Source organism: Ligilactobacillus agilis DSM 20509, assembly GCF_001436215.1.
Lineage (GTDB): Bacteria > Bacillota > Bacilli > Lactobacillales > Lactobacillaceae > Ligilactobacillus > Ligilactobacillus agilis.
Genome location: NZ_AYYP01000032.1, coordinates 40,163 through 52,553 on the forward strand (window position 1 = coordinate 40,163; position 12,391 = coordinate 52,553).

At 40.8% G+C, this 12,391-nt stretch carries 12 protein-coding genes; 4 read left to right on the top strand and 8 right to left on the bottom strand.

Annotation, left to right across the window (positions count from 1 at the left end; genetic code table 11):
- The first annotated feature begins 11 nt into the window (after positions 1 to 11).
- The 3 genes from dhaL to FC14_RS04935 are packed head-to-tail and all read left to right on the top strand — an operon-like array spanning position 12 to position 1,678.
- The gene (gene dhaL, locus FC14_RS04925; protein ID WP_056976726.1) at positions 12 to 593 is read left to right on the top strand and encodes a dihydroxyacetone kinase subunit DhaL; all 582 of its coding nucleotides are present in this window, start codon (positions 12 to 14) and stop codon (positions 591 to 593) included.
- A 1-nt stretch (position 594) separates the two neighbouring features.
- Positions 595 to 972, top strand: a complete 378-nt coding sequence (gene dhaM, locus FC14_RS04930; protein WP_056976727.1) for a dihydroxyacetone kinase phosphoryl donor subunit DhaM — start codon at positions 595 to 597, stop codon at positions 970 to 972.
- A gap of 1 nt (position 973) precedes the next feature.
- Positions 974 to 1,678 carry an MIP/aquaporin family protein gene (locus tag FC14_RS04935; protein WP_056976728.1) on the top strand — a complete coding sequence of 235 codons (705 nt, stop codon included), beginning with the start codon at positions 974 to 976 and terminating at the stop codon, positions 1,676 to 1,678.
- A 75-nt stretch (positions 1,679 to 1,753) separates the two neighbouring features.
- Here FC14_RS04935 and FC14_RS04940 read toward each other — a convergent pair whose 3' ends face one another.
- The 8 genes from FC14_RS04940 to FC14_RS04975 form a co-directional block, all read right to left on the bottom strand.
- Positions 1,754 to 2,011, bottom strand: a complete 258-nt coding sequence (locus tag FC14_RS04940) for a hypothetical protein (RefSeq protein ID WP_056976729.1) — start codon at positions 2,009 to 2,011, stop codon at positions 1,754 to 1,756.
- A gap of 355 nt (positions 2,012 to 2,366) precedes the next feature.
- Positions 2,367 to 3,392: a helix-turn-helix domain-containing protein gene (locus FC14_RS04945; RefSeq protein ID WP_056976730.1), complete on the bottom strand. Its 1,026-nt coding sequence runs from the start codon at positions 3,390 to 3,392 to the stop codon at positions 2,367 to 2,369.
- Between the two features lie 186 nt (positions 3,393 to 3,578).
- Positions 3,579 to 6,539: a DEAD/DEAH box helicase gene (locus FC14_RS04950; protein ID WP_056976731.1), complete on the bottom strand. Its 2,961-nt coding sequence runs from the start codon at positions 6,537 to 6,539 to the stop codon at positions 3,579 to 3,581.
- On the bottom strand, positions 6,526 to 6,948 hold the full coding sequence (locus FC14_RS04955; protein ID WP_056976732.1) for a (deoxy)nucleoside triphosphate pyrophosphohydrolase: 423 nt from the start codon (positions 6,946 to 6,948) through the stop codon (positions 6,526 to 6,528). Before FC14_RS04955 ends, FC14_RS04950 begins: the two co-directional genes overlap by 14 nt.
- A 155-nt stretch (positions 6,949 to 7,103) precedes the next feature.
- Positions 7,104 to 8,177, bottom strand: coding sequence for a DUF4767 domain-containing protein (locus FC14_RS04960; RefSeq protein WP_056976733.1), 1,074 nt, complete (start codon positions 8,175 to 8,177; stop codon positions 7,104 to 7,106).
- Positions 8,178 to 8,467: 290 nt separating this feature from the next.
- Positions 8,468 to 9,199, bottom strand: a complete 732-nt coding sequence (locus FC14_RS04965) for a PD-(D/E)XK nuclease family transposase (RefSeq protein WP_156655740.1) — start codon at positions 9,197 to 9,199, stop codon at positions 8,468 to 8,470.
- A 303-nt stretch (positions 9,200 to 9,502) separates the two neighbouring features.
- Complete coding sequence (locus FC14_RS04970) at positions 9,503 to 11,410, bottom strand: copper-translocating P-type ATPase (protein ID WP_056976735.1); 1,908 nt, start codon at positions 11,408 to 11,410, stop codon at positions 9,503 to 9,505.
- On the bottom strand, positions 11,410 to 11,778 hold the full coding sequence (locus FC14_RS04975; RefSeq protein ID WP_050610661.1) for a cupredoxin domain-containing protein: 369 nt from the start codon (positions 11,776 to 11,778) through the stop codon (positions 11,410 to 11,412). The genes FC14_RS04970 and FC14_RS04975 overlap by 1 nt, the downstream gene beginning before the upstream one ends.
- A gap of 159 nt (positions 11,779 to 11,937) precedes the next feature.
- Between FC14_RS04975 and FC14_RS04980 the strand changes: the two genes are divergently transcribed.
- A complete protein-coding gene (locus tag FC14_RS04980; RefSeq protein WP_050610660.1) occupies positions 11,938 to 12,228 on the top strand; it encodes a bacteriocin immunity family protein in 291 nt (96 codons plus the stop codon).
- Positions 12,229 to 12,391 lie beyond the last annotated feature (163 nt).

The following is a 12,391-nucleotide window of genomic DNA, read 5'->3' on the forward strand; positions in this document are numbered from 1 at the left end:
AGTGATTAGATATGGAACTAACATTAGCTTTAACAAAACAATGGATGAAACTATTTGCTGAAAAAATCGAGGCAAACAAAGCATATTTAAGCGATTTAGATACCCCTATTGGCGATGGAGATCATGGTAACAATATGGCTCGTGGAATGGTCGCAGTCCAAGAGGCGTTTAAAAGTAAGAACCCAACTGATGTAACTTCTGCACTAAAGTTAGTCGCAATGTCTTTGATATCTAAAGTTGGTGGTGCTGCCGGTCCGCTGTACGGAACTGCTTTTCTAGAAATGGCTAAACTCAGTACATCTACAAACGATCTAGGTCTCTTGACCGAAGCAGCTGTTAATGGCATCAAGAAACGTGGTGGTGCAAATGCTGGTGATAAAACTATGGTAGATGTATGGTTGGTCGCTGTTCCTGCACTAAAGGAAAATAGCTTAACAGCAAAACAAATAGAAGAAGCTGTTCAATCAACTAAGGACATGGAAGCCAAGAAAGGAAGAGCCTCCTATCTAGGTGAACGTTCTATCGGTCATTTAGATCCTGGTTCAGTTTCTAGTGGCTATCTATTCCAAGCACTTTTGGAAGCCGGTGAATAATATGGCGTATGGTATTTTAATTTGTTCACACGTTCCAGAAATTGCCCAAGGATTACCCAAACTTTTAAAGCAAGTGGCAAAAGATATATCCATTACCTATGCCGGCGGTACTGATGAAAACGACATCGGCACAAGTATGGAAAAAATTTCTGAAGCTTTAACCACAAATACTGCTGATGAAATCTTGGCCTTCTATGATCTCGGCAGTGCACGTATGAATTTAGATATGGCCATTGAATTTTCTGATAAAACTATCCACGTTTACGATACTGCTTTAGTTGAAAGTTCTTACGTTGCAGCCTCATTACTTCAAGCAGGAGTTGAGCTATCCACTATTGAGCAACAATTAAAACCACTTAAAATAAAGGGGGATGACTAACATGTCCGGTTTTTTAGGCGAATTTTTAGGGACGCTGATTTTAATCGTATTTGGTACTGGCTGCGGTGCTGCTGTTAATTTAAAAAACAGTTATGCCAAAGGTTCAAACTGGTTATACATCTCATTAGCATGGGGAATGGCTGTAACATTTGGCGTTTATGTCGCCGGACAATTTGGCGCTCAAGGACATTTAAACCCAGCCGTCACTTTAGGCTTTGCTGTTTTTGGATTTTTCCCATGGTCACAAGTTCTACCTTACATCAGTGGGCAACTACTGGGTGCCTTTGTCGGAGCAATTTTTGTTATTATTCATTATTATCCTCATTTTAAAGAAACTGATAATAACAACGGTAACTCTGTAGGAATTTTTGCAACTGGACCTTCAATTCCAAATGGCTTATTTAACTTCTTAAGCGAAACAATCGCCACCTTCTTTTTTGTCTTTACTTTAATCAATTTAGGCGATTTTACTCAGGGATTAAAACCCTTAATAGTTGGCTTACTAATTATGGTTATTGGTCAAGCTTTGGGTGCTACAACTGGCTTTGCTTTAAACCCCGCCCGAGACTTAGCTCCACGATTTGCTTATAGTATTTTACCTATTCCAAATAAGGGTGGTGCTAACTGGTCTTACGCTTGGGTACCAATTTGTGGTCCAATTATTGGTGGAATCCTAGCTGCTGGATTGCAAGTAATTTTGAAATAATCTAACTTTATCCTTTTCGTAATAATGAGCAATTGGAAGACTACACTGAGCCAATCCAATTGCTCTTTTTATTATTTAGGCCCTAAGCGCCATCACTTGCTCATAATAACTTTCCGCCTGCGCTTGATCTATGTTGTACTTAGCTACCAAAGTGGTTATTATTTCTTCATGTCCTTTATTAGCTGCTATTAGCTTAGGAATATCACTTAATACTGCTAAAGCCAGGGTCATACCATCTCTACGGCCAATACTCAGCCCCTCTTCACGACCTTCTGCAAGGCTATCTGTTCGAACACGCGCTACTTCTCTTGCTACCCATTCTTTTGCTTCCATGTAGATTGCCCCCCTTTTCGAATCTTGCTTTAATGCTTGCACGGCTTGATCTATTTGCGCCGTAAATTCATCACTTACAATTTGCTTTGTAAAATACGTATTAAGTGCCTGTCTGGCGGTGTTTTCAGCACTTAGCTCACCTTTTTAATTTACTATAGCCTTTGTTTTTTTGTAAAGCTATTACTAGGAATTATACCCATTGTCACTAAAAATTCTACCCAAAATAATATCATCTGTAATTGTTACTTGCATTTAATTTCCTTCCAGGTGGAAAAATTTTTCCTGTCCTACCTGCGAAAATTTTTTCTAGCCTAACTAGTTCATTTTATTTAAAGAGTGGTTATTATTAATCGGCTTACGCCGATTGATTAGGAATTAAATTCTTAGTAGTTCTTAAATCACTTAGTTTATTTATATTTTTAATTATGTCGGCGAAGCCGACAATAATCTTATCCACTATTGAATTAATATTATCTAACTTAGACTGGAAATTATTTTCTACCCTAGAAGTATTCTTCTCCATGAAATTTTCTTCTACCTTAGTATTATCAGCATTTTCTAACCCCTGGAAATTATCTTCTTGCTGGAAGTTTGCTTCTACCCTAGAAGATTTCTTCTCCAGGGGGTAGAAATTTTCTTCCATAGAAATTTCCTTCCTAAACTCATCTTCGTGTAACCAATCATATTCCTTATTCGCCTGTTCTGTAATTTGCTTCATCATATATATTTGCTTTTCTAGTGGGGGTTCCGTTTCCTTAGACTTCAACTTGTTAAAAAATTCAGTTATCTTTTCTTCAGCATATAAAGCCTTGCCAAGTTGTGCTTCCTTGCGCAGCTTAGAATCATAACTATTTTTTGAGTGTAATTTGTTGTAGGCTAGCTTTCTAAACTCTCTTAACTCAGCTTTTTGTTCAGGAGTTAAATGGTCTGGAATGGGGCCAAAACGAGCTGTCATCTCTGCTTCAATCACTTCCGGGTCAACCTTAGTATCAACCGTGTAATCATACTTATCAGCTGATTCCGCTACGGCTTCAATTATTTCCTCATGACCTACTTCTTCATCATAAAGGTAGCCATCCCTATCCAACGGATCAACCCCTGGTATAAAGCTGATAATCCGCTCGTTTTTATCCAGCGAATTGGCAAGTTCAATGTAACCACACTTAGCCAACTTATTGAGCCAAGCTGAAATTGACCTCACCGTCACATGGTATAAAGCCGCTAAGCGTTGGTTAGAAACCGTAAAAATTCCTGCCATACCGCCAAACGTGTACAGCTCCCCATAAAATAATTTCTCATTAGCTGTTAAGCGCAAATCAAAGCGAACCTTGGCTGGAATTGTAATTGGATAATTAGCTTCTCGTTTTAAAATCTTAGTCATATCTAAATTCCTCGTTCTATTCTTGATTGTGGGTAAAGTTCCCCCTCTATATATATGATTCGCAAAAACTCACTCAATTAATTCTTTTTTTAGCTAAATTTTCAATTAAAAAATTATCATTATTTTTTAACCTAGCAAAAAAGGCCTTCGGAAAAGCACTCTTCCCCAAAAACCTTTAATTACTTATTAGTTATTTTCCTCAGTCAGCATCCGATAACGCATAAATGGTACAGGTACATCTAGCTTAAGGTCATAAGAAACAATCGGCTCATTTACTATTTTTCCCTTTTTTTCAAGCTCACGGTACTCTTGTTTTAAAGAATTACCATCTACCTTACCAGTACCTAAATAAACAAATTCATCATCATCCTCAGCATCAGATCTTTTTATGAACAGCAAGTATTCTAACTTAGGTGCTCCTTCAACAACCCCAGCAATTTCACCTTTACCTAGTCTTCTTCCTGACTTGGTATAACAGTGAATTTTACTATTAGATATAAACCTGTCTTCATACTTGATGGATTCATTTATATCTTCGCTCTTCATATAGGTTACAAAAATCGGGCAATAACCATTCTCGATAAAATATCCACCTATACTTTGAGCAGGGACGCGTCTTTGCCAATTTAAGAGTCGGTTAACATCTGAACGAGTGTATCTTTTTTCTAACGTGAATAACTCTCGCAAATTGTATTCCTTTGCGTTTAGCAAGCCGGATTCAACCACATCTTCAAATAATTCTCTAAATCCTGGTGTACTATCTAATAATTCAGAGACTGTATCATTAAACCGATAACCTTTTTCTTCATCAATTCGAATTAGTGGTCGTCCACCTAACTTTGCAAATTCTGTTTTAGTTTTGTCTTGCTCGCTCCTGTCGTCATATCCCTTAGGCTTGTAATAGTCTAAGGTTAAAATCCGTTCAACACTATCTAGCACGTCCTCGTTACAATAGCTACCCGTAGCTAAGACCAATTCCTCCAACTCTGCTCGCGAAGATTTACCATCACGTAAAATTTTTTGTAACAGCAATAATTCATGAACGCGCTTGCCATTTAATAACTCAGTGGTTACAAAAGTGAGCGTAGTATCTAAGTAACCTTTTTCCCATGAATAAGCAGCGTCCTTGTCAACTTTGCGGAGAAAATCATTGTAATTCCCCTTTTTATTTAAAACGGATAAAATAGCTTGTGAAGCAACCATATTATTCTTAATAAAATCAGCTATTAGCGGGATCCTATTCAAACGTCGCTTTAATTCTTGATAATCTTTCTTTATCTCTAAAGTAAATAAATTCTTGCTTCCTTTCAACTGATCCAAAATCCGTTTTTTCGCAACTAATTCAAAGTTAATTGTTGATAAGCCCTCAATCTTACCGGTTTCGACGTGTTCCCTAATCCCGTCGCGCGTCCGCGATTGGTCTCCCGTTAAAGCAACTGGAATTAAGTAATTATTCTTGTAATTGCCGATGAAGTCTATAACAGTTAGATACTCTTTACCTTGCGCCTTTCTCAAGCCTCGGCCCAACTGTTGAACAAAAACTATCACAGATTCTGTTTGTCTCATCATAATTACTTGATTTATGAAAGGAATGTCGACCCCTTCGTTAAATATGTCTACCGTAACCAGGTACGTTAGTTGGCCTAGGCGAAGTTTTTCGATTGCTTCTTCACGTTCTTCCTGGCTGTCTTCACCACTCAACATTTGGGCAGGATAACCATATTTAGTTAATAACGTCGCTATTTCGCGAGCTTCTTCCTTCCTGCTAACAAAGACCAAGCCATGTAATACATCGCCATCATAGCCATAGTACTCACTTTGCTTTACCACATACTTGACACGTTCTTCACTAACTAGGTATTTCAAATTAGTATTGTCGCTAATTACTTCACCGTTATACGTATAGTCAGACACTCCAATATAGTGAAACGGCACCAGCATTTCTTCTTCTAATGCTTCTTGGAGCCTAATCTCATAAGGAACATTGTAATCAAACAACTCATAGATATTCTTATCGTCGCTTCGTTCTGGGGTGGCAGTCATTCCTAATAAAAAATCGGGCTCAAAGTAATCTAAAACTTTGTTGTATATCTTACTTCCAACATGGTGCGCCTCATCAACCAAAATGTAGTCAAATTCGTCTTGCTTGAATTGTTTCAAATTCTCGTCTTTGCTTAATGTCTGCACCGTTGCAAAGAGGTACTTGGCGTCCATCACCTTGGAATTGCCGGATAATATTCCATAATTTGAATCCTTATCCCCGCCAAGTACTTTATGGAAGCTTTCCAAAGCCTTCTTCAATATTTGTTCCCTGTGGGCTATAAACAAAAAACGCTTAGGCTGATAATTTTTAACATCTAGGGCTGCTAAGTACGTTTTCCCTGTCCCAGTTGCAGAAATAACCAGCCCCTTTGTTTCCCTTAACAATCTTAAATTCTGCAAATTCTTTAAGGCTTCCGCTTGCATTTTATTAGGTTGAATCGAAGAATAGTTACCTTTATTTTCATCAACTTGCTCAGGAACAATATTTGAGGCTGATTTAACAAATTTTTGATTTAGGTGATAAACCTTCTCGTATTTTTCAATCCATTCAGCCGTTAAAGGGGTAGCTGCATCCCATTGATCTTCAATTTCTGCGGAGATGTCTTCTGTGAGCTGACCATCATTATAAGAAGTAAAGAGTAAGTTCCATTCTTTATTGACTTGCAAGGCGCCCGTAGTAAAGTTCGAACTGCCCACTAAAGCAGACTGATAACCTTCGTGCTGGAATAAATAACCTTTAGCATGAAATTTACCATGATTTTGTTCATAAATTCTGACCTCAACGTTAGGTAACTTCAATAGTTCCTTAAACATTTTTGGTTTATTAAAGTATAGATATGTCGATGTCAGTATTCTTCCTTGAACGGTCCTATTTTTCAAAGCAACTTTTAATGAGTTAAGAATCCCACTTTCAATAAAAGCCACGGCAAATGTAAAAAATTGGCAATGCTTAACTCCATCAAAAATTCGGTCGTACATCGTTTCGCCCTCAGTATTTGCAATCAACTTAGCTGCATACTCGTCATTTGCCTCGAACTTATTTTTATCAAGAAAAGAATTTAAGAGTGAGTCTTTTAATGCTTGCTTTTGACTAATGATCTTCATCAAATCTTACCTCACGCAAGTTTACTTTACTTATTGCTTGTGCTGCAGGTATGTCTGCCGGAGCCCAATTTAAATCTAATGCCTCAGCCGGGTCTATCCACTTAACCTTGCTGTGTGCAATCAAATCAAAATTCTTGGACAAGAATTTTGCATAGTAGACTGTTAAATGAACCGTACCAAATTCATACTCGTAACTCGCTGTTTCAGTTACTTTATCTCCCACAATAATTTCATCATTGAATTCTTCTTTTAATTCACGCTTCAAACTTTCTTGAGGTAATTCACCTTGTTCAATTTTTCCACCGGGAAATTCCCATAAATCTCCCAAGATACGGTCACTATTACGTTTAGTAACCAATAATTTACCATCTTCTATTAAAGCAGCACCAACAACGTAAATATTTTTCATCGCTTCTTCTCCTATAATCTAAATCTAACCTAAGAATAGCAGCTTTATTTTAAAAAGTTAATACCTAATTAATTTTCCCTATACTAAAAATCCCCCGCTGCCACAGACAGCGGGGGTTAAATTGTATCATAACGATTTAAAACTATTTACTAATATTACTGATTTAGCTTAGCTTTGAGACCGTCTAATGTGGCGGTATCGACATTAAGAATCTCTACTTCTTGTGGATGGGACATGGCATTATTAACAATGTCGTTAGGATCCCCGTCGGCAGACATCATAAAGCTGCCTGGAAGATAGTAGACCTTAGCCTTATTGTTACCAATTAATTGGAAGGCAATGTCATTGACGCCGGTAATTGATTGACCCACCATGTATGTATTGGCTGGGAACACGGCGTCAATCGTATCGTTATCGTAGACGTGGTGGTTAGAAACATCATGCATAAACAAGAAGGTAACGTTGTCTAAGCCCCAGTTGGCATCCTCGGCCTTTTTGGCGGACCAAAAGACCTGTAAGGCGAGGTCGGTCGTCATCTTGGTGTTGGCTTCGACCTTTTGTTTAGGCGAAGCATACTTGGCTGGGATGCCTTTGCCGGCTGCGATTTGCGCAAAGGCCGCTTTGACGTCAGGATTGGCTGTCTCCTTGAAAACCGCAGTTCCCTCACTATTACCTTCAGTCTGACCAGTTACTAATGCGACTGGCTTCCCATTGTAAAAGGCAAAGAGGTAGGCGTAAACGTCAATTGCCCCTAGATCGTTATGGTATATGTAACTGGCAACAATGTTATAGGTATTCTTAGGTCCCGCACCATCGTTAGACCAAGCCGCAGTTTGCTTGTTAGCTGGTTCGTTAATTGCAAGTGGAGTAGGACCATTGGGATAGACTCCAGTTGGGATTGTAATCCCCCTAAAGTGGCCTGGATTTTGCGGACTAAAAGCTTGGTAGCTCTGCTGCATGGTGTAGCCCCAGTTGGTCATAAAGGTGGTCAACTGTTGGGTCTTACTTTGGTCCCACTCACTGGCCTGTTGGTTCTTAGTTTCTGCCTGCTTCTTGGCCGACTGACTGCTGCTACTTTTTTGCTCAGCTTTCTTATGACTAGCTTTTTTAACCTGACTGGTCTTTTGGCTACTACTTGTCTTAGCTTGCTCATGCTTACCGCTAGAACAAGCCGCTAGCCCTAGTGTTAGTAGCGCCGTAGTTGCTAGATAAATTACCTGCTTTTTCATAGAAAAGTTCCCCCTTGGATTTTCTTTCCCTCTCACAGTAAATTATAGCAAATTTTAGCCCACCCTCTAGTAATCTTTTGTACCTAGCAACCTTCTTGCCCAATACTAGCTTTACCCACCCGTAGTTGCCTACGAGCGTTAGTCTAGCAAGTAGGCACGACAAAAAGTGTCTCCCCAGCTAGTAATTTTTCTTTCAAGCAATGTTCGGAAATTAATGTTTTTTCTAATCAAAAATTATCTTCTAAAAAAGTCCCGCTCTCTTTTTAGAGCGGGACTTTTTTGGCGAGAGATTAAGCGTGGGCCGCCATGGCGTTATCGTAGGCAGCTTGGGCTTCTTCTTCACTTAATTCCATATTAGTTTTCAAAAATTCTATTATTTGGGCCCGACTCATGTCTAGGGCGGCTAAACCGGTAATTGTTTTAATCCGCTCGGACTCTTTTCCAGCCTCTTCGCCTTGTTCCAAGCCTTCCTTTAAAGCCTGTTCCCGGGCGTAGGCACTCTTTAGCGCCGCATACTCTTCAATCGTCATGTAAATCCCTCCCCTGATTGCATCTGCTTTTACCGCCGCCACTGCGACCGCCAATTTCCGGCTAAAAGCTCCGCTCACGGTACCATCATTAAAATACGCTACCATTTCTCTTTGTGCTTGCGTAAGATGACTAACATCTGTTTTTAAGTTCACTATAACATTGGTTTCCTTGTTGTCAACTGAAAAGCTTGGACACCCGACTAACTCGACTTTCAAGGCGTAACTAGGCCAACCTAATCCGTAAGGGTCATGGTCGCAAATAAAAAAGACCACCGTGCGCTTGCGTTTCTTGAACGGTTGACCTGCATACAGGGCTTGCCTGCTCAAATTACCCTGGTAGATTGAGATTCGTTCGGCTAAATCATGTTGGTCCTCATTTTGCATCTCAAAATCATAGATAATCCCCTGGTCGTCTTCGGCATAAACGTCAAAGCGGGGCCCGTGAAAAATCGCATTCTTCTTAAAATTATCTTCCCGATTAACTTTGACAATTTTGCCTGACTTTTAGCCAGGGCACCCACAATTTTAGTAACTCTTCTAGCAGTTCCGGATGGTCGTTGAAAACCCAGCTAAAAACCAAGTGATCCTTAATTGTAGCTTGGCGCCATTTGCGGGCAAGTTTTTTTCTCAAATCCAAATTCGTCACCTCTTTGCGAATAAAAAAATTTCCCCCTCTACTATTAACATTCGCAATTTAGGCCGAAATTATTTTTTTCAAAAGCAGTCTTAACTAAAACTTAAGAATTAACAAAATAGCCTAGGAGTTGTTTTATCCACAAATCCTAGACTATTATTTTAAGCCCCAATTTTAACTTTATTCAAAAGCAAGGAGGAACCCACAACCGAAATAGACGATAATGCCATTGCTAGGCCGGCAAATTCGGGACTGAGAGTTAGCCCCAAGCCACTGAAGAGCCCGGCTGCCAGTGGAATCCCAATCACATTGTAGATTAAAGCCCAAAACAAGTTAAGCTTAATCCGCTTGAAGGTCTTTTGACTAATGTCAAAGGCGTTGACCACACCCATCAACTGGTTGTTGGTCAAGACAATCCCGCCGGCTTCTAAGGCAATATCTGTCCCAGAGCCCATGGTAATCCCCACAGTGGCGGTCGAAAGTGCAGGGGCATCGTTAATCCCATCCCCCACAAAGGCTACCTTGCCGGCGGCTTGCAGGTGTTCAATCGTCGCCGCCTTTTGATCTGGTAAGACTCCAGCAATCACTTCTTTAATCCCTACTTCGTCCGCAATCGCTTGGGCGACCACCTCATTATCACCAGTTAGCATAACTGGCTTTAAACCTCGCTTGACTAGGGCAGCCATAGCCTGTTTAGCATCTGCTTTAGGCCGGTCTTGAATTCCAATTAAGCCCAAGACTTGCCCGTCATAAACCACAATCACCACGGTTTTAGCTGCTTGCTTTAACTTTGTTAGGGTCGCTTGTAACCGAGGAGAGAGCTCATAAGCTTTAGTGAGCTGTTCATTGCCTAAGAGGGCTTCTTTGTTGGCTAATTTCGCCTTAACCCCCTGGCCCGCCACTACTTGGAAATCAGTTACCGGGCTTAAAGTTAAGTCAGCCTGCTTAGCAGCCGTTAAAATTGCTGCTGCCAGTGGGTGTTCCGAAGCAGCTTCTAGGCTGGCAGCCACACGTAAAAGATCTTTTTGTCCGACAACATCGGTCACCACCGGCTGGCCCTCCGTAATCGTACCGGTCTTATCAAAGACCACAGTTTGAACACCATCAATGGCTTCCAAAACAGTAGCGTCTTTAATTAACACCCCTAACTTGGCAGCCCGGCCGGTCCCCACCATAATTGCGGTTGGTGTCGCTAACCCTAAAGCACAAGGGCAGGCAATCACAACGACCGCCACGGCATAAAGCATGGCGTCTACCCCGCTAGCTCCTAGAAATACATACCAAACTAGATAAGTCAGCAGTGCGATTATTAACACGATGGGGACAAAAATATCGGCAATCTTATCCGTCAAACGTTGAATCGGGGCATGACTAGTTTGAGCCTTTTTGACTAGCTCCACAATCTGGGCTAGCATTGTATCTTGCCCGATTTTTTCCACCCGGAAGGTAAATGTCCCGGTCTTATTAAGCGTAGCACCTACAACTCTGTCTCCTACTTTTTTGGTTACCGGCATACTCTCACCAGTAACCATTGATTCATCTACACTTGAAACCCCTTCAGTGATAAGGCCATCTAGGGGCACCTTTTGTCCTGGTTTGACCCGCACTAAGTCCCCAACTTGAACCTGAGCTACAGGGACTAGCTGATAGTGACCGTCCCGCCAAACCTCTGCTTCCTTTGCTTGCAACTGTAATAATTTTTCTACCGCACTGGAAGCATTATTGCGCATCCGTTCCTCAAAAACTTGTCCTAACAAGACAAAGACCGTGACAAGGGCGGCAGTTTCAAAGTAAACCGCCCGTCCAGTTGCCATCGCATAGATGCTGTAAAAATAGGCTACCGCCGTGCCAATCGCAACTAAGGTATCCATGTTAGCGTGATGGTTTTTAAAGGCCGCCCAAGCACTTTGCCAAAATGGTAAGGCCGACAGCGCCATGATAATGGTGGTTGTTATTAAGGCAATCCAATTATAGGCAGGCATCATCCAGGAAAAAGCCATTCCCACCATTTGAATAATCAGTGGCACCGACAGTACCAGGGAAATCACAAAACGTTTAAAGTAAGACATTATTTAATGACAACCTTTCCGTGGAACATATCCATCCCACAAGCATAGGTATATTCGCCTGCCTTGCTGGTATCAATTTCAATAACCTTATCTTGCTTAATTGGCAATTCTTCACTAATCCCAAAGTCCTTGAAAACCACTTCTTTCAAGCAGTTAGATTTATCTAAGCGGTTAAAGACCAGCTTAGCCGGTACCCCTTGCTTCAACACTACCGTTTCTGGGCTATACCCCCCATTAACGGTAATCCGCGCTTCCTGACTATTACCCTTAACTTGAGCTTGGCTTTGGCCTTGATCATGCTTACCAAAGAACCACCAAGCGATAAAGGCAATCGCAGCTACAACAACAATCACAACTAAAATTTGCATTCTGACGCACCCCTTCATTAGTTCGTTTACATTTGTAATCTTACACCTTTAAGTATAGTCTCTCACCGCTTCCTGTCAAGGATTTTATTTTGTGTCCCATTTGCTAACGCACTTAACTTCTGTTACACTAAATTAAATTTTTTACACAGGAAGTGCTTTATGTCAGACGAACAACTATTAACTTTTATCTACAATCTCATTTTAGATCCTAGCCTTACTGAGGCCGAACGCAAGCTCCTTGTCGATTTCAAGAACCGACTTAAACCTAAGAGCGACTTAGAAGACGAACTACGCAACTTAGCAGATGACATGCGTCGCTTAGCCGTCAAAAATCTCGGCCATACTAGCTTTTCACCTAAGATGCAAACCATCTACAAGCTTATCTCCCAGTCCGGCCTGCTCAAGGAAAACCTGGCACGGGGATTAGCTGCAGTGGGGCCAATGTTGTAAGAACTAGAAAAATAACTGAGTACCCATTGCTTTTAGGGGTGAACAAATTCCAACTGTTCGCCCCTTATTTATGTCTATGCACAAAGGCCCATTTTCTTGAGCTAAGGTTGTCAACTACCCCTCACTAAAGTGAGAGGCTTGTAGCTCACGACCTTACGGTCAG